The 26,986-nt window shown below is 69.5% G+C and carries 26 protein-coding genes; 8 read left to right on the forward strand and 18 right to left on the reverse strand.

Annotated features, from left to right (window positions below; all coding sequences use genetic code 11):
* Positions 1–392: 392 nt before the first annotated feature.
* The 3 genes from ACULK2_RS17425 to ACULK2_RS17435 form a co-directional block, all read right to left on the reverse strand.
* Complete coding sequence (locus ACULK2_RS17425; RefSeq protein ID WP_445967879.1) at positions 393–533, reverse strand: hypothetical protein; 141 nt, start codon at positions 531–533, stop codon at positions 393–395.
* Positions 534–614: 81 nt separating this feature from the next.
* Positions 615–1,019 carry a hypothetical protein gene (locus ACULK2_RS17430; protein ID WP_445967878.1) on the reverse strand — a complete coding sequence of 135 codons (405 nt, stop codon included), beginning with the start codon at positions 1,017–1,019 and terminating at the stop codon, positions 615–617.
* The gene (locus tag ACULK2_RS17435; protein WP_445967877.1) at positions 1,016–1,219 is read right to left on the reverse strand and encodes a hypothetical protein; all 204 of its coding nucleotides are present in this window, start codon (positions 1,217–1,219) and stop codon (positions 1,016–1,018) included. The genes ACULK2_RS17430 and ACULK2_RS17435 overlap by 4 nt, the downstream gene beginning before the upstream one ends.
* Positions 1,220–1,606: 387 nt before the next feature.
* On the opposite strand from ACULK2_RS17435, the gene ACULK2_RS17440 reads away from it, so the two are divergent.
* From ACULK2_RS17440 to ACULK2_RS17455, 4 genes are all read left to right on the forward strand, one after another.
* Positions 1,607–2,371 carry a hypothetical protein gene (locus tag ACULK2_RS17440; RefSeq protein WP_445967876.1) on the forward strand — a complete coding sequence of 255 codons (765 nt, stop codon included), beginning with the start codon at positions 1,607–1,609 and terminating at the stop codon, positions 2,369–2,371.
* Between the two features lie 113 nt (positions 2,372–2,484).
* Positions 2,485–2,928, forward strand: a complete 444-nt coding sequence (locus ACULK2_RS17445) for an SRPBCC family protein (RefSeq protein ID WP_445967875.1) — start codon at positions 2,485–2,487, stop codon at positions 2,926–2,928.
* Positions 2,925–3,440: a TetR/AcrR family transcriptional regulator gene (locus ACULK2_RS17450; protein WP_445967874.1), complete on the forward strand. Its 516-nt coding sequence runs from the start codon at positions 2,925–2,927 to the stop codon at positions 3,438–3,440. Before ACULK2_RS17445 ends, ACULK2_RS17450 begins: the two co-directional genes overlap by 4 nt.
* Positions 3,441–3,703: 263 nt before the next feature.
* Positions 3,704–4,720 carry a TerC/Alx family metal homeostasis membrane protein gene (locus ACULK2_RS17455; RefSeq protein WP_445967873.1) on the forward strand — a complete coding sequence of 339 codons (1,017 nt, stop codon included), beginning with the start codon at positions 3,704–3,706 and terminating at the stop codon, positions 4,718–4,720.
* Positions 4,721–4,771: 51 nt separating this feature from the next.
* Here ACULK2_RS17455 and ACULK2_RS17460 read toward each other — a convergent pair whose 3' ends face one another.
* From ACULK2_RS17460 to ACULK2_RS17480, 5 genes are all read right to left on the reverse strand, one after another.
* Complete coding sequence (locus tag ACULK2_RS17460; protein WP_445967872.1) at positions 4,772–9,073, reverse strand: glycoside hydrolase; 4,302 nt, start codon at positions 9,071–9,073, stop codon at positions 4,772–4,774.
* Between the two features lie 104 nt (positions 9,074–9,177).
* The gene (locus ACULK2_RS17465; protein ID WP_445968217.1) at positions 9,178–10,956 is read right to left on the reverse strand and encodes a glycoside hydrolase family 35 protein; all 1,779 of its coding nucleotides are present in this window, start codon (positions 10,954–10,956) and stop codon (positions 9,178–9,180) included.
* A 133-nt stretch (positions 10,957–11,089) separates the two neighbouring features.
* Entirely contained in the window at positions 11,090–12,442 is a 1,353-nt protein-coding gene (locus tag ACULK2_RS17470) for an ABC transporter substrate-binding protein (RefSeq protein ID WP_445967871.1), read from the reverse strand.
* A gap of 73 nt (positions 12,443–12,515) precedes the next feature.
* Positions 12,516–13,382 (reverse strand): carbohydrate ABC transporter permease, encoded by an 867-nt coding sequence (locus ACULK2_RS17475; protein ID WP_445968216.1) that lies wholly within the window; start codon positions 13,380–13,382, stop codon positions 12,516–12,518.
* Between the two features lie 83 nt (positions 13,383–13,465).
* Positions 13,466–14,380 carry a carbohydrate ABC transporter permease gene (locus ACULK2_RS17480; RefSeq protein ID WP_445967870.1) on the reverse strand — a complete coding sequence of 305 codons (915 nt, stop codon included), beginning with the start codon at positions 14,378–14,380 and terminating at the stop codon, positions 13,466–13,468.
* 116 nt (positions 14,381–14,496) lie between these two features.
* On the opposite strand from ACULK2_RS17480, the gene ACULK2_RS17485 reads away from it, so the two are divergent.
* On the forward strand, positions 14,497–15,540 hold the full coding sequence (locus ACULK2_RS17485) for a LacI family DNA-binding transcriptional regulator (RefSeq protein WP_445967869.1): 1,044 nt from the start codon (positions 14,497–14,499) through the stop codon (positions 15,538–15,540).
* A gap of 99 nt (positions 15,541–15,639) precedes the next feature.
* On the opposite strand, the gene ACULK2_RS17490 is transcribed toward ACULK2_RS17485, so the two are convergent.
* From ACULK2_RS17490 to ACULK2_RS17500, 3 genes are all read right to left on the reverse strand, one after another.
* Positions 15,640–16,944, reverse strand: coding sequence for a cation:proton antiporter (locus tag ACULK2_RS17490; RefSeq protein ID WP_445967868.1), 1,305 nt, complete (start codon positions 16,942–16,944; stop codon positions 15,640–15,642).
* A 36-nt stretch (positions 16,945–16,980) separates the two neighbouring features.
* Entirely contained in the window at positions 16,981–18,159 is a 1,179-nt protein-coding gene (gene gntH / locus ACULK2_RS17495; protein WP_445967867.1) for a guanitoxin biosynthesis MBL fold metallo-hydrolase GntH, read from the reverse strand.
* Between the two features lie 121 nt (positions 18,160–18,280).
* The gene (locus ACULK2_RS17500; RefSeq protein ID WP_445967866.1) at positions 18,281–18,682 is read right to left on the reverse strand and encodes a DUF1801 domain-containing protein; all 402 of its coding nucleotides are present in this window, start codon (positions 18,680–18,682) and stop codon (positions 18,281–18,283) included.
* A 194-nt stretch (positions 18,683–18,876) separates the two neighbouring features.
* On the opposite strand from ACULK2_RS17500, the gene ACULK2_RS17505 reads away from it, so the two are divergent.
* Genes ACULK2_RS17505 through ACULK2_RS17515 form a run of 3 tightly spaced genes read left to right on the forward strand, consistent with a single transcriptional unit; the run spans position 18,877 to position 20,942 of the window.
* Complete coding sequence (locus ACULK2_RS17505; RefSeq protein WP_445967865.1) at positions 18,877–20,424, forward strand: adenylate/guanylate cyclase domain-containing protein; 1,548 nt, start codon at positions 18,877–18,879, stop codon at positions 20,422–20,424.
* A gap of 31 nt (positions 20,425–20,455) precedes the next feature.
* The gene (locus tag ACULK2_RS17510; protein ID WP_501044939.1) at positions 20,456–20,683 is read left to right on the forward strand and encodes a hypothetical protein; all 228 of its coding nucleotides are present in this window, start codon (positions 20,456–20,458) and stop codon (positions 20,681–20,683) included.
* 52 nt (positions 20,684–20,735) lie between these two features.
* Positions 20,736–20,942 (forward strand): cold-shock protein, encoded by a 207-nt coding sequence (locus tag ACULK2_RS17515; RefSeq protein ID WP_445967864.1) that lies wholly within the window; start codon positions 20,736–20,738, stop codon positions 20,940–20,942.
* 136 nt (positions 20,943–21,078) lie between these two features.
* On the opposite strand, the gene ACULK2_RS17520 is transcribed toward ACULK2_RS17515, so the two are convergent.
* The 7 genes from ACULK2_RS17520 to ACULK2_RS17550 form a co-directional block, all read right to left on the reverse strand.
* Positions 21,079–21,348, reverse strand: coding sequence for a hypothetical protein (locus tag ACULK2_RS17520; protein ID WP_445967863.1), 270 nt, complete (start codon positions 21,346–21,348; stop codon positions 21,079–21,081).
* 58 nt (positions 21,349–21,406) lie between these two features.
* Entirely contained in the window at positions 21,407–21,874 is a 468-nt protein-coding gene (locus ACULK2_RS17525; protein ID WP_445967862.1) for a hypothetical protein, read from the reverse strand.
* 91 nt (positions 21,875–21,965) lie between these two features.
* Positions 21,966–22,967 (reverse strand): proline racemase family protein, encoded by a 1,002-nt coding sequence (locus ACULK2_RS17530; RefSeq protein WP_445967861.1) that lies wholly within the window; start codon positions 22,965–22,967, stop codon positions 21,966–21,968.
* Position 22,968: 1 nt separating this feature from the next.
* Positions 22,969–23,922 (reverse strand): dihydrodipicolinate synthase family protein, encoded by a 954-nt coding sequence (locus ACULK2_RS17535; RefSeq protein ID WP_445967860.1) that lies wholly within the window; start codon positions 23,920–23,922, stop codon positions 22,969–22,971.
* A complete protein-coding gene (locus tag ACULK2_RS17540; RefSeq protein WP_445967859.1) occupies positions 23,919–25,343 on the reverse strand; it encodes an FAD-dependent oxidoreductase in 1,425 nt (474 codons plus the stop codon). The genes ACULK2_RS17535 and ACULK2_RS17540 overlap by 4 nt, the downstream gene beginning before the upstream one ends.
* On the reverse strand, positions 25,340–25,714 hold the full coding sequence (locus ACULK2_RS17545) for a (2Fe-2S)-binding protein (RefSeq protein WP_445967858.1): 375 nt from the start codon (positions 25,712–25,714) through the stop codon (positions 25,340–25,342). Before ACULK2_RS17545 ends, ACULK2_RS17540 begins: the two co-directional genes overlap by 4 nt.
* Positions 25,711–26,910, reverse strand: coding sequence for an NAD(P)/FAD-dependent oxidoreductase (locus ACULK2_RS17550; protein WP_445967857.1), 1,200 nt, complete (start codon positions 26,908–26,910; stop codon positions 25,711–25,713). The genes ACULK2_RS17545 and ACULK2_RS17550 overlap by 4 nt, the downstream gene beginning before the upstream one ends.
* Positions 26,911–26,986 lie beyond the last annotated feature (76 nt).

A 26,986-nucleotide genomic window follows, 5' to 3' on the forward strand; every position in this document is an offset into this window, starting at 1 on the left:
CACGATGTCCTGAAACCAGACACCGTCATCGGCTCTTCGTGAAAAGTGGCTGATCAGGCTATGTTTTCCTCGATAGATCGACGTTCGTCAGTTCGATTTGTTTTCGTTGCGTCACGGTCTATTAATGATTCAGTTCGTTTTCGTGAGCGGCCTCGGCTCAACTCCGGACGAGCCGATCGCGGCTCTCGCGTGGAGCACAACGCGCACCAGTGCCGACGGCTCCGTTCACGGCTGTTCGCGCGACCGCTTGCTCGAACCGATCCACTTCGATGGAGTGTTGCAGTCGTACTCACCTCGACCTGGCCCAGCCTGTCACCGCCGAATAGGGAGCGGGTCGGAACGAAGCAGCAGGCGCTGATTCATGCCGACGCCGAGTCGCGCACGTCAGCAGCTCATGCCGCGGTGATCTCTACCGGTCTGAAGTCGCGCGGGCTTGCCTTGGAGATGAGTTCGGCGAGTTCACGACGCATGACCACTTCCCGGAAGCTCTTCCATCCATCGCCGAACCACTCCGGGCTGGCGGCGATGTCCACACCTTCCAGATGCGACTCCAACCGGTATGCGGGCAAGCGGTCGCGTGAGAGCGGGAACCACCGCCACCGGCTACATCCGCTTCAGAGCGCGCCAGCCGATCCGTGACGAGCGATCGTCGCCGCGCGCAGCTCATCCTCATCGAACCAGGTCGAGCCGACGGTGGGTATCACGATCTGTTGTGCGGAGCCGGGCTCGAATCCGCGCCACGCCACAGGCATGAACTGCACTGAGAAGGCGTCTGCGACCTGGTCGGCGAGGGACTGCTCGAGACAGATGATGTCGTACCGCCAGTACGGCACCCACGCTCCCGCGGCGGTCGCCATGCCCTTTCGTTGCAGCGTCACCGGCCCGCACTGCTCGCGCAACGGCATTCCGCAGTCGTGGCACCAGCCATCATCGCCGAACATTGGGTCCAACCCGAAGGAGGTCTCGGGCCACGGCCAGCCGCGATTGCGCTTCAACTCGAGCGCGACGAACTCGGTCAATTCAACCCCAATGCGCCGAGGATCTCGGGGTAATCAGCATAGATCTTCCTTGCTGCGTTCTCGACGTCTGCGCGGGTCGCGTTCCGAGTGCCGTCGCCGTACGGAATCTCCTTCCGCCAGGCGGCTGTGAACATCGCGTGTTCTTCCCTCGTGACGATGACCGTTGCCCACTCGTTGGTGTTGCCGCCGATCTGGTCCACGAATCGCTTCTCGACAAGATGGTGAGCCTGGATCGCCCCCTTGTGCCCAGCAGTGAGAGCCTTCTGTGCGGTGTACGAGGCGACGCCGTAGCCGGAATACGACAGGCTTGTGAAGGCCTTCGACCCTGTCAGGCCACATTCGATGCGAAGGCCAGGCCTGATCGCCCCGGATCCTCGCGGCGGTGGGTCTCGTCGGTCGTCCCGTTCGACGTGACCAGGTTGGGGTCATGGGAGACGAAGACGACTCCACCCGACCGCCCGAGCGAGTCTCGCACAAGCCCGACGACCGGGTCGATGACGGTCCGGTCGTGGTGCCGGCACCGTGCGACGCACCTGATCCCGCCGTGGCTCGCTGATGCGGAGATGGATCTCCGGCAGGATTCCCCCATGACCCGACCCTCACGTCACGCAGCGCGTCTCGGCAGAAGTGCCGCACTCGTCGCGGCATCCGCCCTCACGTTCGTCGCCCTCGCCGGCTGCGCCACCGACACCCCCGACACGCCCGCCGCCACCCCGGATCCTGCGTCGGAGACGAAGCTTGTCCTGATCCCGATGCCCCACCTCGACCCGGTCCCCGAGCCGGCACCGCCCCTCACCGAGGACGAGTCCGAAGCGGCGCGGCTGGCAGACGCCGACGCGCAGTGGGAGGCGCTGCTCGTCACCCACCCCGACGCGGTGCGCCCCGCCGACCCGTTCGACACGTACATCACGGAGGACGAACGCGTCGAGGTACGCCGCGCCTGCTACGACACCGCCGGACTCCAGGTCGAAGAAGGACGCGCCGCGACCGACCCCGATGGACCCGTCGTGAGCGTGAGCCCGCTCACGGCGAATGAGGCCGAAGCCATCGCGGCCTGGACCTGCGAGGCCTCGCACCCCGTCGAACGGACCGCAGCAGGACCCACCGACGCCGAACTCGGCTGGATCTACGACTACCTCGTCGCCTACAGCGCCCCGTGCCTGGCTGCGAACGGCTTCGAGAACCCTCCTCCCGCGCCGCGCGAGGAGTGGGTCGCGAAGTGGCCCGACTACGTCTGGTTCCCCGGCACCGGCACCGCGCCCATCGACCCGAACCGCGAGCAGGCGGTGTTCGAGCTCTGCCTCGACGTCGATACGAAGATGGCCGAACTCCGTGCCGCCCAGAATGGCTGAGCCCTCGGACCGGCTCGCTCCGACGCGGCTCGCGCAGGAATAGGGCAGCGGCTATCGGCGTTAGCTGAAAGTGGCTATCGCTGATAGCTTGAAGACGGAGCCAGGAGGATGCCATGAGCACCACCATCACGACCACGATCGACATCGACGCCGACCCCGACACGGTCTGGGCCGTGCTGACCGACTTCGCGTCCTACACGGAGTGGAACCCGTTCATTCGCAGCATCGAGGGCACTCCCGAGGTCGGCAGCAGACTCGTCGTCCGTCTCGCGCCCGCGGGCGGCCGTGGCATGACGTTCACGCCGACCGTCCTCACCGCCACCCCCGGGCGCGAGCTGCGCTGGCTCGGGAAGCTCGCCTTCGGCGGCCTGTTCGACGGCGAGCACTTCTTCGTCCTGGACCGCGGTGCCGATGGCGGCACCCGGATGACGCACGGCGAGACCTTCAGCGGCATCCTCGTCAGCCTGATGGGAGGCGCAACGAGGGATGCCGACGATGGCTTCGATGCGTTCAACCTCGCACTCAAGCACCGAGCGGAACGGGTCGTCGCGAGATGAGGGGCTCCGCGCGCAAGGCCCAACTCGTCGCCGCTGCGCGGCACCTCCTCGAGACGGAAGGTATCGAAGCGGTCACCATCCGACGACTCGGAGCTGCCCTCGGCATGCGCGGCCCCTCCCTCTACAAGCACGTTCCCGACAAGGCGGCCATCGAAGCCGCAGTGGCCATCGAAGGGCTGACCGAGCTGGCCGAGACCGTCGGGGTGGTCCCCGCGACCTTCACCGACGTATCCCGCGCCTACCGCGCCTGGGCCTTGGCCCACCCCCACCTGTACCGCCTCCTCAACACGCGCCCCCTCGACCGCAGCCGCGTGCCCCAGGAACTGGAAGACCGCGCCGCCGAGCCGCTCATCGTCGCCACGGGCGGAGACATCCACCTCGGCCGCGCGGCCTGGGCGACGATCAACGGCCTGATCGAGCTCGAGCTGGCCCGGCGCTTCCCGCCCGACACCGACATCGACGCGGTGTACGCGGCCGCTGCTCGCGCCTTCGACGCGGCTCGGGCCGACTGAGCCGGAGCCCACGGGAACCCGAACGCGCTCGCCTGGGAGGCGGGAGAGCACGGGAACGGCACGCCCACCCGCGGCATCGAGCACCGGGCACCTCTTCAGGCGACACCCGATGAAGACCTTTAGAATGAGCAGTCCAAGGGGAGTACTCCGGCACGATCGCCCGTCACTACGGATGCATGTCGCATCCCGGGCCATCGGTTCCCGATCGCGGGAATGGAGAAGACCTTGGCGTCGATCCGTCCACGCCAGGTTTGGAGTTCCTCGTGAATGTCACCCCGATCGTCTGGGTCATCACCGTCGCCGTCACTGTGGCCTTCTTCATCTACGAGTTCTTCGCCCATGTCCGCAGGCCCCACGAGCCGACGATCGGGGAGTCGGCCCGATGGTCGGCGTTCTACATCGCGCTCGCGCTGCTCTTCGGCGTCGGCATCGGCGTCGTCTCCGGCTGGACCTACGGTGGCGAGTACTTCGCGGGCTACCTGACCGAGAAGGCGCTGTCGGTCGACAACCTGTTCGTCTTCCTCATCGTGATGGCGAGCTTCGCCGTGCCCAAGATCTACCAGCAGAAGGTGCTGATGATCGGCATCGTCATCGCGTTGATCCTGCGCGGCATCTTCATCGCCCTCGGTGCCGCCCTGATCGAGAACTTCTCCTCGGTCTTCTACCTGTTCGGTGCGCTGCTGCTGTTCCTCGCCTACCAGCAGGCGTTCTCGCACGGCGGTTCGAACCCTGCCGACGGCAGGTTCATGCGGTTCGTCCGACGTCACCTTCCGGTGACGAACGAGTACCACGCGGACCGCCTCACGGTGCGAACGGACGGCCGGCGATGGGTGACGCCGATGCTGCTGACCATCATCGCGATCGGCTTCGTCGACCTCATCTTCGCCGTCGACTCGATCCCCGCGATCTACGGGCTGACCGAGGAGGCCTACATCGTCTTCACGGCCAACGTGTTCGCGCTGATGGGACTGCGGCAGCTCTTCTTCCTCATCGGCGGCCTGCTGGAGCGGCTGGTGTACCTCACGCAGGGGCTGGCCGTGATCCTGGCCTTCATCGGCGTGAAGCTGCTCATCCACGCCCTGCACAAGAACGAATTGCCCTTCATCAACGGCGGCGAGGCGGTCACGGTGATCCCCGAGATCCCGATCTGGATGTCGCTGCTGTTCATCGCGGCGACGATCGCCGTTGCCACCGTGGCCAGCCTCGTCACGACCCGCGGCGGGCGCCGCACGCCGATCGACGACGAGCCGACGGCTCAGGTCACCAGGGAACGCGGCTGACCCTCAGGACCGGTCGGTGGTCCGCCGTCCGGCGGACCACCGACCCGACCGTCACCTACACGACGACGCCGCGTACGGGGCATCCACCGACGACGTCACCGGCGTGCCGTCGACCGTCGCCTCGACCGCCACCGCGACGGACCCGGCGGGCACGCTCGCGGCGCGCGTCGAGAACGCGTGCGTCGCGCTGGCGCCCGGGCTCACCGACGCGAACGACTTCGTCCCCCATGCCGATTCGAACGAGATCGACACCGGCACCGAGTCGTTGTTCGTCGCCTGCACCGTCACGACCACCTTCTTCGCGACGCACCGTGTGGAGGCGGACGCCGACACGTCGAGCACCGGAGTCGCGGGACCCGCTTGCGCGATCATGAGCCAGCTGAGCTGGACGTCGTGCCCGCGCGTGCGGCTGAGGCTGAACGAGAGCCTGCCGTCGGCACCCACGCTGACGTTCTCGTACGCACTGGTCTGGTACTCGGCGCTGTAGTCGTGATCGTCCTCGACGACCGTGCCGTTGACGGTCACCCGGGCACCGCGGTCATCCCACGGCCAGGGGTCGTGGTAGCCCGCGTACACGGTGTACTCGCCGGGCTCGAGGTCCTCGAAACGGTAGGCGAGGTCTCGGCCCTCGACCGCGTAGCGGAGCGTCGAGAAGATGTCGCCGTCCGCGGTTCCGGCCGTCCCGCTGCCCTCGCTCTCGTATCCCCAGGTCGCACCCGTGGTGCCGTCGGCACCGAAGGGCTGGTCGGGCACGCTGTTGCCGAGCGAGCCGCCGGCCTCGACCGCCTCGACCAGGTGCTTCCAGTCGGACGTCTCGTCACCGCCGGCGTTCACGGCGTACACGACGCCGTCGGGAACGACGGGGATCGTGCGAGTGAACGTGCGCCCGCCGAAGTCGGGCAGCGTGCCGGTCGCGACGATCACGCCGGGAACCTCGGTGGTTCCGCTGACGTTCCAACTGACGCGCTGCGTGCTCGACCGGCCGTTCTGCGTGACCGTCACGCTCGCGACGTCCAGGGACTCGCCCACGGACAGGCTGGTCGGCACGCCCGTCGCGTTCCAGACGGCGTACTGGTCGAGGTCCTCGAGCCGCCATTCCGCCGGCGTCGCGATCGACAGCGTCCGTCCGGCTTCGCCCATCTGGATCGGGAGCCAGACCATCTGCGCATTCGCGAGGTCCTCGCCGTTGTTCCAACGGTCGCCCATGTAGATGTACTTCCCCTTCTCACGGTCGATCGTGATCACCGAAGAGGGTTGGGAGTTGTTGGAGTTCCATGCGACGTCGCCCGTGAACGGGTTGTCGTACGCGGTCCACTCGCCGAGGATCGACGTCGAGCTCCCCCACTGGGCGGGGTTGGCCGCCCAGCCGGTGAGCCCGGACGTGATCAGGTAGTACCGGTCCTCGTATCGGAAGATCGCCGGCGACTCCCGGGACCCGTCGACGAAGACCCGTCGGTAGTCGACCCCCTCGACCGCTGCCGCCGGAGGTGCCGACAGATACGTGTAGTCATCGTTCAGTTTGGAGATGAACATGGTCTCGTTCTCCTCGCTGGAGTAGATGATGTAGCCGGTCCCGTCGTCGTCGACGAACAGGTTCATGTCCCGAGCCATGCCCGGGTTGTCCGGCGCCTGGTTCGTCGGGTCGTCGGCGGCTGCCCGGTGGAGCCGGTAGCTGTCGATGTACCGGAACGGCCCGAACGGGGAATCGGACACCGCGACGCCGGCCTTCGCCTTCGCGTAGAGGGCGTTCGAGGTGGACGAGGGACCGTCCGCGTGCACCCACATGACCCACTTGCCGGTGAGTTCGTTGTAGATCACCTTCGGACGTTCGAGGATGGCGGGGTTCACGCTCGGGTCGGTCTGCACCGTCCCGAGGTCGCGATAGACCGCCTCCTTCTCCTGCGTCGTGTACCCCGCGTAGAGCTCGCTGAAGTACTCGTCGGAGTCGAACTGGTCGAAGGAGGACATCGCACGGAGGGCGAGACCGCGGTCGGTCCAGTTGTAGAGGTCGTACGAGCTGTAGACGTGCACCCCCGGGGTGTTCAGCCACCCGTTCGTGCGGTCCTCGCCGTAGAGGTAGTAGATGGTGCGTCCGTCCGCGTCCTCCGCGGTGACCACCTGGCCGCCGTGCGCCTGGATCACCTGCCCGGAATCGTCGAGCCATTCCTGCCCGGGGCGGAAGGTCGAGTAGGGCTCGTGGACGATCCCGCCGTCGGGCACCTGCTCGAGCGTGAACTCCTGGTTCGCGCCCCAGTTGGACGGCCAGAGGCCGACCCGGGATCCGGCGCTCGTCGCCTGTCCTGCGACGTCGAGAACCTGTTCGCGTTCGCCGTTGAGCAGGCTGAAGGTGGTGCCGTCCGGCGTGGACGCGAGCCACTGCGCCGTGCGGTCAGCGAGTGCCTCCTCGTCGGAGATCACTCGCAGCTCGGTCCCGTCGTCGCCGGCCGTCAGTGCGCGGCCATCGGCGAGTCGGAGCACGAAGCGGTCGCGCGACGTGCCGTCGCCCTCGGCGATCCTGGTGGCCGTCCACACCTGGGCGGCCGCATCGGTGCCGCCGCCGAGGACCGTGGCGGGCGAACCCGAGGTCGCCGTGACCGGCTTGCCGCTCTGCACGCCGCGGATGACATACGACTCGCCGTCGCGCAGCAACGGCGCGTCGTCGGCGACGCCCGACGTCTCGGAGATGAGGAACGTCGTCACGGACTTGGCCGGCACCGTCAGCACCGCCGAGCGCGTCGTTGCGTCGATCGCGACCGGATCTCCGGCGACGAGGGCGTTCCGGGTGGGGTCGTCTGAGGGCGACTCGGTGGTCACGATCGGGGTGACCGTGGCGCCGGGACCGATGTCGGCGAACAGGGAGAGGTCGAGCTCCAGGGTGCGCGCGTCGCCGCTGGTGTTGGTGTGCACCATGACGGCCCCCGAGCCATCCGCCTTCACGGCCGACGTGGTGCTGTTGTCGTTCGTGGGGATGATCCGGTCGCCCGGCTCGATGTAATGGGTGAAGTTGCGGATCGTGTTGTACTTCGAGTTCACCTCGACACGACACGAGGGATCGGTCGCGCCGTCCGCGATCCGGCGCTCGGAGTCGCCGTCCGCATTGCAGTCGAAGTCGATGAAGACGGAACCCCAGTTCTTCTTCTCACCGAGCTCCATGTTGTAGAGGTCCTCGACGGGCTGCCAGAGCACCCATGCGTCCGGCTCGAGTTCGCGCAGGTCGTCGGTGATCAGCGAGGCGATGCCCAGTCCGTTCTCGATGCTGGCGGGGTTCCACGCGTCACCGCCCCAGTTTCCCTCGACCTCGCTCATCCAGAGCGGCGTGCCGACGGCCTTGGCGATGTCCCGCACGCGGTTCCGCTCGCCGGTGGCGTACGTGTGCACGTTGAGCTGGCCCACGACCTCCCTCGTCTCCGGCGTCCAGCCGTACCAGTCCTCGAGGAACCGGCCGGGGTGGGTCTCATCAGGACCTGAGACGATCGCATCCGTCTGGGTCCCGGCTTCGGCGAGCTCGGCCGCCATCGCGGAGAGCACCTGCGATTGCAGCGCGGGGCCGGCGTGGGCGCCCTCCTGGCGTCCTCCGGTCGGGAGGCCGTCGCCGCCGAGCTGGGTCCCCCAGTAGTTCGTGTTCGGTTCGTTGAGCGGGTTGATCGAGTCGAAGCTGATGCCCTCGGTCTCCTCGACGTGCTCGACGACCGTCTTCAGGTACTGCACGAACGTGTCGACCGCATCCGGCTTGATCTGGTCGGCGTTCGCGTCGAACCCGCCGCTGACGAAGCCGCTCTCGGTCATGAAGTAGGGCGGCGAGTTGCTGAACGCCTCCCACGTGGTGACCTCGTCCTTGATCGCGGCGATCCAGGCGCGCTGCGATGCGTCGGCGTCGAAGTCGTAGTCCGACGCATCCTCGCCCGTCCATGCGGCGAGGTAGCGGTCCCGATCCGCGTAGTCCGACGTGATCGGACCCGAGGCGTCGGAGAATCCGGCATCGGGGTTCCACCAGCCCGGCACCGCGCCACCGGGGCGCAGGTAGTCGGGGACGTCGCTGGCATTGCCGCCGCCGATGTTGTACCGGGCGATGTTGAGATTGAGGCCGTCATCGCCGAAGACCTTGTCGATGAGTTCGTCGCGGACCGATGCCGGGTACCGGCCGGTGGCGTTCGCCATCCAGACGAGGCTCGTACCCCAGCCCTCGAATGCGGGCCCGGTGTAGGCCGGGTTCGGTGTGAGCACGACATCGGCGACATCGCTCGCCGCTGCGGCGGCGACCGGTGAGAGCTGCAGCGTCGCCAGGGCGACGGTGGAGGAGACGATCGCGGCGGGGAGGGCCCACCGCGTTCGAGCGTTCGATTTCGACAACACTGTCAATTCCGTTCATCTCGTGGGTTTACGTGAACATGGGGCGTCTTGCGTCAGGGTCTCCGTTCGTCTCGGGGCGGGTGCGAAGGGTGCGGGGGCGTGGCGTACTACGACTCGGTGTGCCCCAGATCCAGGCGTTCCACGAAGTTCGCCACGCGCGCCGGCGCGCCGTGCAACTCGAGGACCAGGATCTCGTTCCCACCCGGACGGAGGACCGGCGCGGGCACGTAGAGCGACCGCTGCGGGCCGGCGGACCAGTACCGGCCGAGCGGGAATCCGTTGATCCAGACGACGCCCTTCCCCCACCCCGTGGTGTCGAGGAACAGGTCGACCGGAGTCTCGAGGTCGAACGACCCCGCTCGGTAGCACGGACCTGCGACGGCCCGCGCGGGCTCGAGCGCCTCGCGGACGGCCTCGAGTCGACCGACGTCGAGCCCGGCGACCCGCCAGCGCCCCAGCGGCTCCCCGCCGAGGCGCACCGATCCGATGAGGCCCTTCTGCTCGCCGATCCGCGTGCCGTAGTTCACGCGGCCCTGATCCTCGACGAGGAGGTCGAGCGTGCCGTGGGCATCGCGGGGAAGCGTGAGCGAACGAGTGCGGTGAGTCCGCGTGAGCACGCCGACGGAATCGCCGTTCACGAAGACCTGGGCGCGGTCGCGCACCTCGTCGACCTCGAGCGGGGCGGGACCCGAGCAGGCGATCTCGGCGCGATAGAGCGCGAATCCGTCGTACGCGCCGAGGTCGTCCATCGTGGGCGGGTCGTCGTGCGCGGTGAACTCGCCGAGCCGCTCGACGACGTCGAACAGCGCCGCCGAACGGTCGAGCTCGACCCGGAGACGCGGGCCGGGGTTCCCCGGCTCGGGACGCTCCTCGGGCACGGGGGCGTGCCGGGCGATCACGTCGCGCAGGGCCCAGTACTTGGGAGTGGGATTCCCCGCCTCGTCGAGCGGCGCGTCGTAGTCGTAGCTCGTCACGAGCGGCTGGTAGACGCCCTTGTCGTTCGCACCGTTCGTGAAACCGAAATTGGTCCCGCCGTGGAACATGTAGATGTTCACGGAAGCTCCGACCGACAGGAGGTCGTCGAGATCCTGCGCGGTCTGCGCCGCGTCCGTCGTGTGGTGATGCGCGCCCCAGTGGTCGAACCATCCGTCCCAGAACTCGGAGCACATCAGGGGGCCGGTCGGCTGATGCTCGCGCAGCGTGGCCAGGCGCTCGAGGGAGCGCGAACCGAAGGATGCGGTCTTGAGCACGCCGGCGATGCTCCCCGCCTCGAGCATCTCGTGGGTCGGCTGATCGACGGTGGTGAACGGGACGGTGAGCCCGATCGCCCGGTTCAACTCGACCAGGTGCTCGAGGTACGCGCGGTCGTCGCCGTAGGCACCGTACTCGTTCTCGACCTGCACCAGCACGATCGGCCCGCCGCGATCGATCTGCCGCGGCACGAGGATCGGGGCGAGTGCCTCGAGGTACTCCCGGACCGCCTCGAGGTACCGATGCTCGGAGGAGCGCACGCCGACGCCGGCATCGCCGAAGAGCCAGGCCGGGAGCCCCCCGTTGTTCCACTCCGCGCAGATGTAGGGGCCGGGACGGACGATGGCGTGCATCCCCTCGGCGGCGATGAGATCGAGGAAGCGACCCAGGTCGAGCCCGCCGCTGGTGTCGAACGCGCCGCGGCGAGGCGCGTGCGCGTTCCAGGCGACGTAGGTCTCGATCGTGTTCAGCCCCATCAGGCGTGCCTTGCGGATGCGATCGGCCCACTGGTCGGGGTGGACCCTGAAGTAGTGCAGGGCACCGGAGAGGATCCGATGCGGCTGTCCGTTCAGCAGGAAGTCGCGCTCGCCGATGACGAATGAGTGCGCGACCTCGGATGGCGCGGGGGCTGCGATCCCCTGGGCGGTGACCTGCCGTCCGCCGATGGTGGGTGTTGACACGTGTGTTCCTCAGTCGTCTCTCGGGTGGCGTGCGGCCGGCGGAGGGGGATTGGGGCCGGCCGGCCGCACGTCACGCGTGGGGTCGGGCCTACCGGCCGTTGACCGTGAAGCCCTGCTCTTCGCCGTACTCGACGGTGGCTTCCTGCCAGGCCGCGAGACCCTCGTTGAGGTCCGACTTCGAGGCGTACGCCTGTCCGACCGTGTCGCCGTAGATGCTGTTCGCGTAGGTCTGGAACGGCAGGTAGCTCCAGCCCGGCACCACGTCCTTCGAGGCCTGCACGAGCACCTCGTTGATCTTCTGACCGCCGAAGTAGTCGCTCTCGTAGTCCAGGAACTCATCAGACTCGAGGTCGGCGACGGTCGACGGGAAGCCGCCGTTGGCAGCGTGGATCGCGGCGCCCTCCGGTCCGTTCAGGAACTCGAGGAAGCCGTAGGCGACGAGCTTGTTCTCGCTCTGCTCGAGGATCGCATCCCCGCCGCCGCCGTTCTCCGCGGCGGCAGCGACGCCCTCCTCGTACGTGGGCATCGGGGCGACACGCCACTTGCCCGCGGCATCCGGAACGCCCGACTCGAGGTTGCCGGGCATCCAGGCGCCGATCACGAGGGTCGCGATGCTGCCGTCGGCGAGTCCCTGGTACCACTCGTCGCTCCACGACGAGATGGGAGCGACCAGGTCGCCCTGGACGAGTTCGTTCCAGGTGTTCGCCCACGTGCGGCTGCCCTCGTCGCCGAAGTCGACGATGACGTCGCTCTCACCCTCGACGGAGTAGGGCTGGCCGCCGGCCTGCCAGATCATGCTGGTCGTGAATCCGGCGTCGCCCACGTCGTTGGTGATGTACGCGTCGGGGTTCGCCGCGTGGATGGCTTCGCCTGCCTCGATGTACTCGTCCCACGTGGTGGGCACGTCGAGTCCGAGATCCTCGAAGACGTCGGCCCGGTAGAACATCGCCATCGGACCGGAGTCCTGGGGCAGGGCGTAGATGCCGTCGTTCAGCGACACCGACCCCCAGGTCGAGGCGGTGTACTGGTCCTCGAGCTCTGCCGCACCGAAGTCGGTGAGATCGACGAACGCCCCGGACAGCGCGAACTGGGGCAGTGCGTAGTACTCGACCTGCGCGACATCCGGAGCCCCGGTGCCTGCCTTGATGGCGTTCTGGAGCTTCGTGTAGTGATCGTTGCCGGTACCGACGTTCTCGAGCTTCACGTCGACCTTCGGGTACTTCTCCTCGAAGGCCTCGACGATCGGCTCGAGCTGGGGTGCCCAGCCCCAGACCGTGATGCTGCTCTCCTCCTGGAGTGCCGCGGCGATCTCGTCGGCGGTGGCGCCTGCATCGTCGTCTGCGGCGTTCCCTGCGGGCGCGCAGGCCGCGAGCGAGCCGGCGAGTGCCGCGGCGATCGCGACTCCGGCCCAGCGACGTCCGCTGCGGTGCATGGTGGTCATGGTGTTCCTTTCACTTCGGTGTGGGGATGTGAGCAGGACTGCTCGGAAGGGTGTGCTCGGGGAGGGATCTCCGTCACTGCTTGACGCTCCCGGCCGCGAGGCCGGACTGCCAGTAGCGCTGGAGGAAGAGGAACGCGACGACGATGGGCACGATGGTGAGCAGCGATCCCGTGATGACGAGGTGGTAGATCGCCTCGCCCCCGGCGGTCGTCGCCTGCGCGTTCCAGGCGTTCAGGCCGACGGTCAGCGGGTACCAGGTCGACTCGCTCAACATGATCAGCGGCAGGAAGTAGTTGTTCCAGGTGGCGACGATCGTGAACAGCAGCACCGTCACGAACCCCGGTGCGAGCAGGCGCGACGAGATGGTGAAGAAGGTGCGGAACTCGCCGGCCCCGTCCATCCGGGCGGCTTCGAGGAGCTCCGTGGGGACGGCCTCGCTCGCGAACACCCAGATGAGGTAGAGCCCGAACGGGCTGATCAGCGACGGCAGGATGATCGACCACGGCGTGTTGGTGAGCCCCATCTGGCTGAACATGAGGAAGGTCGGGACCGCGAGCGCCGTGCCCGGCACCGCGACCGCTCCGAGGACGACCGCGAAGACGGCGCGCTTGCCCGGGAAGTCGAACTTCGCCAGCGCGTATCCGGCGAGGGTCGCGAGGAACGTCGCGCCGCCTGCGCCGACGGCGACGTAGAGCAGCGTGTTGCCGAACCAACGGAGGAACACGCCGTCGTCGTACGTCAGCGTCTGCACGATGTTGTCCCAGAGCGCGAAGTCCCCGGAGAACCAGAGCCCGAAGCTCGAGAAGAGCTGCTGCTGGGTCTTCGTCGAGTTCACGACCAGCCAGAAGAGGGGCAGCAGGGCGTAGCCGGCGAGGAGGGCCGTCACCACGGTGAGCAGTACCGACTTCCTGGGATCCCGACCGTGCACGGAGCGGACCAGTCGGCGGCTCCGGTCGCCACGGGGAACGGTGCGGCTCGGCGCCTCGGCGGCGGTCCGGGTGATGATCGCTTCGGTCGCCACGATCAGGCCTCCTTCCGACGTCCGGAGAGCTGGACCGCGTAGGCGATCACGACCGTGATGAGGCCCATGATGATCGCGATCGCCGCGGAGTAGTTGAACTGCTGTCCCGCGAAGGACAGGTTGTAGGCGTACATGTTGGGCGTGAAGAACGTGCTGATCGTGTTCGGCGCGAGGGTCTTCAGGATGTTGGGCTCGTTGAACAGCTGGAAGCTCCCGATCACGGAGAAGATCGAAGCGATCACGATCGCTCCGCGGATGGCGGGGATCTTGATGCTGCGGACGATCCGGAATGCGCCGGCCCCATCGAGGGCCGCGGCCTCGTAGAGATCGGTCGGGATCACGCGCAGCGCCGCGTAGAAGATCAGCATGTTGTACCCGACGAACTCCCAGGTGACGATGTTGCCGATCGATGCGAGCACCCAGCTCGACGAGAGCGGAGCCGGGAGCTCGAGCCCGAAGGCGTCGTTGAGGTTGCCGATGAGCCCGAACCGCGTGCCGTACATGAAGCCCCACATGAGGGTCGCCACGACGGCGGGCACGGCGTACGGCAGGAAGATCGAGATCCGGAAGAACGAGGACACGTGCAGACGCGTGCTGTCGATGGCGAGCGAGGCGGCGAGTGCGATGCCGAGCATGATGGGCACCTGCACGACGAGGAACAGCGCGACCCGGCCCAACGAAGCCCAGAACTTCTCGTCGGTGAGCGCCGCGGCGTAGTTGTCGAGGCCGACGAAGCTGACGCCGCCGATGAGCTGTTCACGGAACAGGCTGAGGTAGATCGAATAGATGACGGGCGCGACCAGCACGAACGCGAAGACGGCCATGAAGGGTGCCACGAACGCCCAGGCGATCCAGCGGCGGCCGCGGCTCCGGCCGCGGCCGACCGCATGGGCGAGTGACGGGGACGTCGTTGTCATGGTGAAGCGAATCCTTCGAGTTGCGGGATGTTCACGTAAACAGATATCACACTTCCCCTAGCATGTCTACGTGAACATGGTTCATCGGCACCTCCCACCCGAACGGAAGAGTCCCCATGCCCGACGCATCCCGCGCACGCCCTGAAACCCGGCGCGGACCATCGATCGCCGATGTCGCGAAGGTGGCCGGCGTCTCCGCGCAGACCGTCTCCCGCGTTTCGAACGAGAAGACGAACGTCGACCCGGCCACTCGCGACCGCGTGCTGGCGGCGATGCACACGGTCGGCTACAAGCCGAATCGGGCAGCCAGGGCGCTCCGCACGGGCCGATTCCGGTCGATCGGCGTCATCACGTTCACGCTCTCGACCTTCGGGAACATGCGCACGCTCGACGCGATCACCACCGCGGCCGCGGACGCGGACCACACCGTGACCGTGATCCGCATCCCGGACCCCACCACGGGAAACGTCTCGGGAGCGTACCGGAGGCTGAGCGAGCAGGCCGTGGACGGCGTCATCATCATCTTCGAGGCGCACCTGCTCGACCGTGCCGAGATCAGCCTGCCGGCCGACCAACCCGTGGTCATCATCGATTCGAACGCGGGAGACGGCTTCACGATCGTCGACACCGACCAGGCCCAGGGCGCGAGGCAGGCGACCGAGCACCTGCTCGGGCTCGGGCACCGCACCGTGTGGCACATCGCGGGGCCCGACACCTCCTTCTCGGGCCTGCATCGCGCACGGGCATGGGCGGCGACCCTTCGCGAGCACGGCATCACGCCGCCACCGGCGTTCCAGGGCGACTGGACGACCGATTCGGGCTATCGCATCGGCACGGAGATCGCCGCACGGGGTGACATCACCGCCGTGTTCGCCGCGAACGACCAGATGGCACTGGGAGCGATGCAGGCCTTCCACGAGGCCGGTCTCGCCATCCCCGGCGACATCAGCATCGTGGGGTTCGACGACATGGAGGAGTCGAAGGCCTTCTGGCCGCCGCTGACGACGATCCGCCAGGACTTCGCCGAAGTGGGGCGACTCTGCATCGAGAAGCTGATGCACGAGATCGAGACCAAGACGCCGGAACCGGGCCGGTCGTTCGTCCCGACCACGCTCGTCGTCCGCAAGAGCACCGCGCCGCCCGGAGCCGACGCGAGCTGAAGGCCCACCTGGCGTCCGCGAGCGCCTCCTCGAGCCGGACGAGCGGACCTCTGCGTTCTCGAGCGCCCGGCCGTCCCGACCACGACGAAGAGCCCGCGATCAGCGTGTTCCCTCCGGCTCGGCGCTCTCGCCGGCCCGCGACGCACGTCCGACCCGACGACCGCGGGAGACCGTCGCCGGTACCGTCTCCGCCGCCGTGGGGTGCTCGGCCGCATGTCCCTCGTACCAGCGGTGGTAGAGCGAGACGAGCGGGACCGACGTGAGTCCGTGCAGCAGGACGCTCAGCGCGACCGTGACGAAGACCGTCGTCAGGACGACCTCGCTGTCCGGGATGCCGCGCTCCACCGCGAGCAGTGCGAACACCAGCGAGGCGAGTCCGCGAGGGCCGAACCATCCGATGAATGCCACCGTGGGTCGCCCGATGCGCTGCCCCGCGAACGCGATCGCGACGGGGATCATGCGCACGATCGTGAGGCTGAGCAGCGCATAGAGCAGGACCTGCCACGTCAGGTACGGGATGGCGAGGGTGAGCAGCACCGAGCCGAAGCCGATCCACGTGACCGCGGCGAGGAATCCGCCCGACTCCTCCGTGAGCAGCGTGACCGTCGACCCCCGCGCGCCCGAGAGGCTTCCGAACGCGATGCCGCCGACGAAGGCCGCGATGAATCCGCTTCCACCGAGCGTCAGTGCCATCGCGTAGGCGGCGAGCGCGGCCGCAAGCGGCACGATCTGCCGCCAGTCCTCGCCGATCCACCCGCGACGGGCGGCCGCGCGGAAGAGCAGGCCGCCCACGACGCCCGCCGTGAGCCCGCCCGCGATGCCCCAGCCGATCTGGGCGGCCATGTTCCCGACCAGGGCGGCGGTCGGAAGCGTCTCGAGGTCGGCGTTCGCGATCTCGAGCGCCACGAGGAAGAACGGCACGGCGAGTCCGTCGTTCAGGCCGCTCTCCACGTCGAGCGCCTGGCGCACACGGGCGGGGACCGCCGTGTCGGTGACGACCTTCTGGCCGAGGGCGGCGTCGGTCGAGGCGAGCATCGTCGAGAGCAGCACGACCGAGGCGAGCGCCATGCCGGGGAAGGCGAGCATGCCCGCCCCGATGCCGGCGAGCAGCGTCAGCGGGAGGCCGATGAACAGCAGGCGGCTCGGCCATCCGACGCCCCTGCGCAGTGACCGCAGGTCCAGCCGGCTGGCATCGCTGAACAGCAGCAGCACGAGCGCGACCTCGGTCAGCCGCTCGAACGTCGCCGACTCCGGTTCGACGTCGATCCAGCCGAGCACGGAGGCGCCGAGCACGAGCCCCGCGACGGAGAAGAACAGCGCCGAGGTGATCCCGCGGCGGTCCAGCGGCGCCGAGCACACCGCCCAGACGATGATGACCACGAGGACCACGGTCGCCGTCAGCATGTGGGACCCCCTCGTGCCAGGGCCGGAGCCCGGTCGTCAGTGCGCGTGCGTGTCCGCCAGGAGCTTCTCCGCCCACCAGGCGGGCGGGTTGTGCGGCGCGGTCATGGGCGGTCCGGTCACCGTCGTGGGGCCGACCACCGGCCACAGGTCGGGCCGGATCAGCCGCTGGCGCACCACGATCGCGTCGGCCGTGATGTCGAACGTCGTCAGGTCCTGGGTGATGTCGAACGTCGTCAGGTCCTGGGTGATCACGACCGGCCCGTCGTGACGTGTGCGCATCTCGCTCCACACGCCGGGCACCGTGTCGTGGTCGACCGCGAGGTGGAAGATCGCCGACATCCTCGCGCCCGCCCGCTCGAACACCTCTCCCGCCATCGCGGGAGCCGTGTGCGAGCTCTCGATGACGAGCTTCGCGACCTCGAGCGGCATGCCCGACTTGCGCGACATCACCTCGGCGGTCGGGAACGTCTCGTGGATCAGGAGGTCCACGCCGTCGGACGCCTCGATCACCGTCTGCGTCGGACGTGTGTCGCCCGTGTACACCACGCTGCGGCCCGCGTAGTCGAGCCGGTATCCGACCGAGCCGTTCACCAGGTGGATCACCGGGAACGAGCTGATGCTCACGCCGTCGCGCTCGTAGACCACCGCGGGACGGTCGTACGGCACCTCGGTCGTGATCGTCATCGCGCCGGATTGCCCGGGGTGACCGTTCAACGACTCCATGTCCCACGCGTGCGCGGCCTCGAGCAGTTCGGTGTAGCGGCGGGTTCCCAGCGGCCGGAACTCGCCGGCCGGACCCCACACCTCGACCGGGTCGCGACGGCCGGACTTCGCCAGGCTCCAGATCAGCGTCGGCATGTCGCCCACGTGGTCGGCGTGCAGGTGCGTGAGGAACACCTTCGTCGTGCCCGTGACCGGCAGGCCCAGGCCGTTGAGGTTCGCGAGCGAACCCGAGCCGACGTCGAACAGGAACCGGTCCTGCTGCTCGTTGCCCACCTCGACGAGCATCGACGCCGACGCCTGCGACCGCTTGACGAACGGATCGCCGCTGCCGAGCACGGTCACGCGCAGCTCGCCGGGTTCGACGGGCTCGTCGCCCACCGCGAGGACGCCCGAGTACTCCCGGGCGGGGGAACCGACGACCGGCGTGGTCGTGAGCGGCCGGGTGCTGCCCTCGTGGGCGAGTTGCGTCAGCTCGGTGATGTCGTCGCTCATGGCATCTGTCTACGCGGGCTCCGGGCGCGGCCGCGGGACGAAGGTCATGGCGGGACTCACCATGCGGAGCCCCCGTTCGGGAGGCCGTCGCCGCTCGTGCTTCCGTCGATCGCGCCGGGGCTCAGCGCGCCTGCGCCCGCGCCGCGGCGAGCGCGCGCTCGAGCAGCGTCCGCAGCACGCCGCGGTCCACGCCCGTCAGCCGTGTGAGGTACAGGCAGACCTTGCTCGCGCGATGGGGGCCGAGTGCGGCCATCAGGTCGGGCCACCGCTCGGCGAAGCCGTCCGGAAGGTAGATGGTGTGCTGCCTGGCCGTCGGCGCGAACGCGAGGAGCGGCGACCGGCCGCCGTGCCCGCTCTCATAGCGGTACTCGTACTCCCCGAAGCCGACGATGCGACCGGCCCACACCATCGGCGGTTCGCCGCTCACGTCGGCGAAGAGAGCGACCAGCTCGTCGGCCTCGGCCCGGCGCGGGCCCGTGGCGCGGTCGAGCACCACCTCGACCGGAAGGTCGGACGGTGACATCGCAGGTTGCGTGACGGCCATGGCTCCTCGCAAGCGCCGGCGTGACGGATGCCTCAGGCTACCGCCGGATCGACATTCCCCGGCCGAGCCGAGGATTCTTCGCGAAGCGATGAGACCATGGGCGCGTGGGCGCGGGCGGCGCGGCGCGAGCCCCGCGGCTCCGGCACGGCCCACCGAGGAAGAGGGCAGACGCGATGACGACCTCCCGGCCGACTCCACGGGACACGACCCGCAAGCTCGTCCTGCTCATCGTCGGCGCGAACTTCCTCGGTGCGCTGATCATCTTCCTGTACTTCGCGGTCATCGATCCGCCGCCGGTCGGCGGAGCGGCGGTGCGCTCGCTCGAGACCGCGGACATCGTGGTGTTCGGTGCCACCGCGGTGGTCATGTTCGTCGGGGCCCTCGCGGTGATCAGCGGGCTCGGGCGACCGATCCGAACGTGGCGGCGCGCGATCGAGGCGGGCACCCCCGCCTCCGAGCTGCCGGCGCGCGTCGCCCGCCTGGTGCTGAACTGGCCCCTCATCGGCGCGACACTCGTGGGCGCTGCCGGCCTGGTGATGGCCGTCCTCTTCTCGGTCCTGTACGGCGATCCGGGCAACTTCGTGGGCATCGCGGTCGGCGGCGCCGTCACGACGACCATCGTCTACTTCGGCACCGACCTCGTCTGGCGCGAACAGGTCCCCGCATTCCTCCCGGACGGGAACCTCAGCGCCGTCCGCGCCTTCCGGCCGTGGGTGCGGAGGCGGTTGCTGCTCGCCTTCGTGCTGATCGGCGGCATCACGCCGGTCCTGCTCGTCATCCTGTCCCAGGTTCGGACCCGCGCCCTCCTCGATTCCGAGAACCCGGAGGCGATCCTCGACAACCTCATCCTCGTGCAGCTGTTCATCCTCGCGGTCGGGCTCGCTGCGGGGCTGATCACGGCCATCCTCGTCGCGCGCGCGATCGTCGGGCCGCTGCGTGCCCTGCAGGAGGCGATGGGTCGCGTGGAGGCGAACGAGCTCGACACCCGGATCGTGGTGTCGACGAACGACGAGCTCGGATACCTGGGCGAGCGGTTCAACTCCATGACGGAGGGGCTGCGGCAGGGCGAGCGCCTTCGCGAGCTGTTCGGCCTCTACGTGAGTCCCGAAGTCGCGCGGGCGGCCGTGGAGACCGGGGCGGGCCTGGGCGGAACCCAGGTCGAGTGCTCCGTGCTCTTCTCCGATATCCGGGACTTCACCACCCTCAGTGAACGGATGCCGCCGGCACGACTGGTCGGCTTGATCAACCGCTACATGACCGCCATGGTGGCCGTCGTCGTCGAGCACGGCGGCATGGTCACGCGCTTCGGCGGGGACTCCGTCCTGGCGGTCTTCGGCACGCCCCTCAACCCGATGCCGGATCACGCGGACCGCGCCGTGAAGACGGCCTTCGGGATGCGGCGGGCACTGGCGGCGTTCAATCGGGAGGAGACCGTCGCCGCCCTGCCGCGCCTCGAGGCCGGGATCGGCATCGCGACGGGCCCGGTCATCGCGGGCAACATCGGCGGCAGGGAGCGCATCGAGTACACGGTGATGGGGGATGCCGTGAATCTCGCCTCGAGGCTGGAGGACCGGACCAAGGACACGGGCTTCCCCATCCTGCTGAGCGACGAGACCTACCGGGCCCTCGACGACGCGCCGGCGCTGGACGCGACGACCCTGACGGAGGTCCGCATCAAGGGGAAGCAGCACCCGCTGACGGTGCACGCCCTCTCCGGCTGACCGCTGCCGGCCGCCCTCACAGTGCCCTCCCATGTCCGTCGCGTACACTCGACAGATCTGCAGCGGGCGTTCGCCCGCGAATTCCGGCTGGGAAGTCGACGACCAGCCAGGACGTGGCGACATCCCCTTCATCGAAGCCCTCGGCGCGATCTCGAATCCCGCGCGACCGCAGGCCGCCCGTCCCGTCGTCGTCCCCACGCCGGACGCACCCACCAACTTCCGTCGACGGACGTCGTCGTCGGAACATCGCACGGCCTAGTCGTGCACGTCGCAGCCGCTCCGGCGGCTCGGCTTTACAGAAGGAAATGAATATGGCAACCGGAACCGTCAAGTGGTTCAACGCCGACAAGGGCTTCGGCTTCATCGCTCCCGACGACGGCAGCGCCGACGTCTTCGCGCACTTCAGCGCGATCGCAACGGGCGGCTTCCGCTCGCTCGAGGAGAACCAGAAGGTCGAGTTCGAGACCGCCCGCGGCCCCAAGGGCCTGCAGGCTGAGAACATCCGCACCATCTCATAGCGTGCGCGCCGTCTGATCGACGGCGATCCCGACGCGCATCGAGCGGATGTCGCGGGCGCGCCTCTTCGGAGGCGATGCTCACGGCATCCGCTCTTCGCGTCTCACCGGGCGGCCGGAGGGCCGGCGACCGGTCCGTCTACGACTGCCCGCCGGTTCCGTGCCCGCGGTCCCAGGTCCGGCCCGTGGCCTGCTCCCACCGGGTCACACGACCCTCGTGAGCGAGCGAGTCACGAGTCTCCTCGGCGTCGGCGCCTTCGGCCGCCTCCGCGGCCTCACCGGCCTCGGCCGTCTCGGCCGCGGCCTCGCGCTCGGACGTTTCGGATGTCGCCGCGGCACCGTGCCAGTGCCGGTGGCGCGCGTCGTCCCATCGCCGTCGGCTCTGCGGATCGGGGCGCGTCGTGTCCATCTCCGGAGACTAGCCGCGCAACATGTGCGCACTCACAGGTCTGGGAGGTCGGAGCCGCTCAGCTGTAGTGCGACGTGCGAGCGGAGAAATCGATCTGCGCGGCCTCGTCGACGATGTGGCTGGCCCGTTCCGCCGCGCGCGACGCCAGCTCCGCGGCATCCTTCGCCTGGGCCGATCGCGTCGTCGCGACCTGGCTGCCGATGTCGTCGAGGATCTGCCCGACGAGGTGCGCGAGTCCGTTCTTCAGCTCGTGCAGGTTGGTGTTCGTGATGATGAGGCGCCGGTCCGACGTGCTCAGCGTCGTGTGGGTGTACCCCGCGACGGCGAGGCGCTCCTCGATCGCGGGCATCGCCAGGAGCTCGATCTCCTGCGGGAGCGGGCGACGAGTGAAGACGGCCTTCACCGTGTAGCGTTCCGGCGCATCGACCGTACCGAGCGAGGCCGGGAGCTGGTCGACGAGGATGTGGTCGACCGCGAAGGCCGCGAAGTGCTCGGGCGTCGCATCGGACGCGTGATTCGTGCTCATGACCGGACGGTAGTCCTCCGACATGTGCGCGCTCACAGCTTGGCGCTTCGAAGCCGGCCGCGACGGCGGTCGCCGTGCTCGCTTCCGGCGGTCAGAACTCGAACCCCTCCGGGAAGGGGTCGGTGGGGTCGAGCAGGTACTGGCCGATGCCGGTCACCCAGGCCCGGCCGGTGATGGTGGGGACGACCGCGGGGATGCCGGCGACCTCGGTCTCGCGGATCAGCCGGCCGGTGAAGCTCGAGCCGATGAAGGAGTCGTTCCGGAAGTCGCGGTCGAGCGGCAGTTCCCCGCGAGCCCACAGCTCGGCCATCCGCGCCGAGGTGCCGGTGCCGCAGGGCGAGCGGTCGAACCATCCGGGATGGATCGCCATCGCGTGGCGCGAGTGCGCGGCATCCGAGCCCGGCGCGATGAACTCCACGTGGTGGCAGTGGTCGACGCCGTCGATCTCGGGGTGCGAGGGGGGCGCCTGCTCGTTGATCGCGCGCATGATCGCGAGGCCGGCCTCGAGGATCTCCTGCTGCCGGTCCCGGTCGAAGGGGAGCCCGACGTCGTCGAGGTCGACCATCGCGTAGAAGTTGCCGCCGAAGGCGAGGCTGTAGGGCACGGTGCCGAGGCCTGGCACCTCGATCGTCTCGTCGAGTCGCACCGGGTACGAGGGCACGTTCTCGATCGTCACCGAGTCGGCGTGGCCGTCGCTCACCTCGACCCGCGCGATCACCAGGCCCGCGGGCGTGTCGAGCCGGATCTCGGTGACGGGCTCGACCACCTCGACCATGCCGGTCTCGACGAGCACGGTCGCCACGCCGATCGTGCCGTGACCGCACATCGGCAGGCACCCCGAGACCTCGATGTAGAGAACGCCGAAGTCGGCATCCGGGCGGGTCGACGGCTGCAGGATGGCACCGCTCATCGCCGCGTGCCCGCGCGGCTCGTTCACCAGCAGCTTCCGGATGTGGTCCAGGTGCTCGATGAAGTACAGCCGCCGCTCGTTCATCGTCGCGCCGGGGATGACGCCGACCCCGCCGGTGACGACGCGCGTCGGCATCCCCTCGGTGTGCGAGTCGACCGCCGTGAACAGCCGCGAGGAGCGCATGTCAGGCCAGCGCCGGCTGCCGCGAGGCGAGGAAGTCGATCGCCCGCTGCATGTCGGCACGGACGCCGGTCTCGTGCTCCGGCGTGAGCGGGCCGCGCGGCGGCCGGCACGGTCCGCCGTAGCGACCGACCATCTCCATGCTCAGCTTGATCGCCTGCACGAACTCGGTCCGCGAGTCCCACCGGAAGATCGCGACGAGGTTGCGGTAGAGCTCACGGGCCTCGTCGATCCGGCCCGAACGAACGAGGTCGTGGATCTCGACCGACTCGGCGGGGAACGCGTTCGGGAACCCCGCGAACCACCCGACCGCGCCGTCGAGCAGGAGCTCGAACACCACGTCGTCGGCGCCGGCGATGATGTCGATGTCGCAGAGTTCCGAGATCTCGAATGCGCGGCGCACGTCGCCGGAGAACTCCTTGATCGCGTCCACGTGCTCGATCTGCGCGAGTTCGGCGACCAGGTCGGGCACGAGGTCGACCTTGGTGTCGATCGGGTTGTTGTACGCCATGATCGGGAGCCCGACCTCGGCGATGCGCTCGTAGTGCTCGACGACCTGCGAGCGGCTGGCCCGGTACATGGTCGGCGGCAGCGCGAGCACGCCCGTGGCGCCGTCCTCTGCGGCGAGCTCGGCCCAGTGCTTGGCCTGGTGCCAGCCCGGCCCGTGCACTCCGGCGACGACGATGCCACGCTCGCCCACCGCCTCGACCGCGACCCGGATGACGCGCCGACGCTCCTCGTCGGTGAGCGACGAGTACTCGCCGAGCGAGCCGTTCGGCCCGACGCCGTCGCAGCCGTTCGCCATGAGCCAGTCGCAGTGCTCGGCGAAGCGGTCGTAGTCGACCGCGAGGCCGGCCGGAGCGGACGGGTCCTCCTTGTACGGCAGCGCGGTGGCGACGATCACGCCGCCGAGGGGGCTCCTGGGTTCCATGTCGTGGGTGTCCTTCCTGGTGGTCATGAGGGGTCCTGGTCGTCGGCGCCGATCGACGCCAGGTCGCCGAGCCGTTGGGGCGCGGCGATCGGGCGCCGGTCGGTGCCGACCGAGTCGGGGAATCGGTCCGCGCCGGATTCGTCGAGGAGCAGCTCCTCGACGGTCCGTCCGCAGATCCGGCCCTGGCAGATGCCGAGGCCGGCTCGCGTGGTGAGCTTCAGGGAGCGGAGTCCGCCGCCCTCGGTCGCCGCGGCGGTCGCGCAGAGGCGACCGTAGCCGACCTCCTCGCACCGGCACACGAGGGTGTCCTCGTGCAGCCAGTGGCGCCATCCGGGGCGGATACCGTGCGCGGCCCGGATGCGCGCTGCGACGTCGGCGAAGACGGCCCGGCGTCGCAGCGCGGCCGGATCGGGCTCCGCACCCGCCGCGGCGGCGCCGGCGATCGCCCCTTCGGCGAGCGCGAGGTCGACGCCCCCGATCCCGGTGATCTCGCCCGCGGCGTAGACATTCGGGACCGTCGTCGACTGGCGCTCGTCGACGACGACGAACCGGCGTGCGTCGATCGTGCAGCCCGCCGCGATCGCGAGCTCGAGCCGCGGGGTGAAGTCGTGGCTGACGCAGACGGCGTCGGCGGGGACGCGGCGCTCCGTCCCCGGAACGACTCGCCACTCCGCGTCGAGGCGGGCGAGCGTCACCGCCTCGACGCGATCCCTGCCGTGCGCGGCGACCACCGCCGTACGCGTGCGATACGGGATCCGGCGGCGGGCGAACACGGCGAGGTACCCCGTCAGCTCGACGAGCTTCGACGATGCGCGGAGCAGGCGCCAGGGCCTCGGCGACCAGCCCCGCACGATCCGCCCGAGCGGATTCGCCTCGGCGACCGCGACGACCCGGCCGCCCGCCTCGGCGACGGAGGTCGCCACCGGGAGCAGGAACGGACCGGCACCGGCCACGACGACGCGCTCGCCGACCCGGACGCGCTCGCCCTTGGCGAGCGCCTGCGCGGCGCCGCCCGTGAACACGCCGGGCAGCTGCCATCCGGGGAACGGCAGCGTGCGGTCGTGCGCCCCGGTCGCCAGGACGATCGCCTCGGGCGCGAGCCGCGCCATCCGTGCCCCCGCGGCGTCGATCGCACCCTCGGCGAGCTCGACCGCGAGACCGGAGGGCGAATCGTCGTCGGGCTCGATCGCCCAGACGCTCGCGCCGAGCCGCAGCTCGCAGGCCGAGTCGCGGCTCACGCGGTCGTGCAGCTGCGTGTACCGGGACCAGCCGTGGTGCAGGCGCGACTCGTGCCGGCCGCGCCGCTCGTCGGGCAGGTGCCGCCAGTACTGCCCGCCGGTCAGGTCGGCGCCGTCGACGACGGTCACGCGTCGGCCGCCGTCGAGCGCGGCGACGGCCGCGGCCAGGCCCGCCGGGCCGGCCCCGATGACGAGGACGCCCGCGGTCACGAGGTCACCCCGCGATCCGGTGCGGCGCCGCTCGGCGACGCCTCGGCGTCGGTCACCGGGCTGGGCAGGGCATCGTGCTGCGACACCACGCGATCGCCGTCGGACGCCCGACGCTGGCAGAGCCGCACGTCGCGCTCGCCGTTGACCTCGGCGATGCAGTCGAAGCACACACCGATCCCGCAGAACACGCCGCGCGGCTCGTCCCGCGTGGACGTCGTCCGCCAGGCGAGCCGCCCCGAGCCGAGCAGCACGCCCGCGAGCGTCTGGCCGCGGAGGCCGGCGACCGGCCGGCCGTCGAGGCTGATCTCGATCGCCGCACTGCGCCGGGGCCCGACCGCGTCGCGGTCGGCGGGGATGCGCGCCGGGCTCACGCCGGCGCCTCCTCGAGGTGCGGCGCGAGTCCCGGCCGGCTCACCGCGAACGGGTCGGCGTCGATGGGGGGCCGGTTGCCGCCGACCAGGGCGGAGAGGATGGCAGCCGTGCCCGGCGCCAGTCCGATGCCGGCACCCTCGTGGCCGGTGGCGTGCCACAGCCCCTCGCATCGGGGATCCTCGCCGATGACGGGGAGATGGTCGGGCATGTACGGCCGGAATCCGCTGTAGCTGCGCATGACGGATGCGTCGGCGAGGAAGGGGAAGAGCAGGATCGCCTTGCGGGCCAGTTCGGCGACGATGCGGCTGCTGAAGTCGTCGCGGAACCCGACCTGCTCGCGCGACGACCCGATCAGGACGGTCCCCGACGCGGTCGACTCGACGACGCTGCTCGTCTGCAGGTCGGCGGTCGAGGACCCGACGGCGCCCACGTAGTCGGCGTCGTAGACCTTGCGGCGCACGCGATGCGGCATCCGCGTGGTGACGAGGACCATGCCGCGCCGGGGCCGCACCGGGATCGGGGCACCGAGCCGCCGACCGAGCTCGGCGCCCCAGGGCCCGGCGGCGTTGACGACGACGTCGGCGCGCAGCACGGACTCGCGGCCGTCCGCCGAGCGGACGGTGACCCCCTCGATCGGCCCCCGGGGTTCGCGGACGGCGCCGAGCACCTCCGCACCCGTTGCGACGCGCGCGCCCGCGCGCCTGGCGGAGGCCAGCAGCGCCTCGGTCGCGGTGACGGGCTGGACCTGGGCGTCGTCGGGGTAGAGGATTCCCGCGGTCAGCGCCCGCGAGAGGTGCGGCTCGAGGGCGAGAGCGTCGGCTGCGCCGACGACCTCGGCGCGGACGCCGGCGTCGCGCTGCGCCGCTGCGAAGTCGAGCAGGGGCTGGGCGCCCGCCTCGGTGGTCGAGACCACGAGCCCGCCCTTGGGCTCGAACTCGATGCCCGGGAAGCCGTCGCCGAGTTCCTCTTCGAGGTCTCGCGCGAGCTCGCGCCAGAGCGCCCGCGAGAGCTGCGCGAGCTCGAGCTCCGCACCCGGTGCCTTGTCGCTGACGAGCACGTTGCCCTCGCCTCGACCCGACGTTCCGCTGGCGGGCGCGCTGCGCTCGATGACGTCCACGTCGTGCCCGGAGCGCGCGAGCTCCCGGGCGGTCGCGGCGCCCACGATCCCCGCGCCGACGATGACGACCCGGCTCACGCGCACCTCCCGACCTCGGCCTGACGTCTCAGTACTATGTCACACATCTCAAGTGAGGAGAAGGGTCGATCGCGCC

The sequence above is a fragment of the Agromyces molybdatiresistens genome (assembly GCF_052748445.2).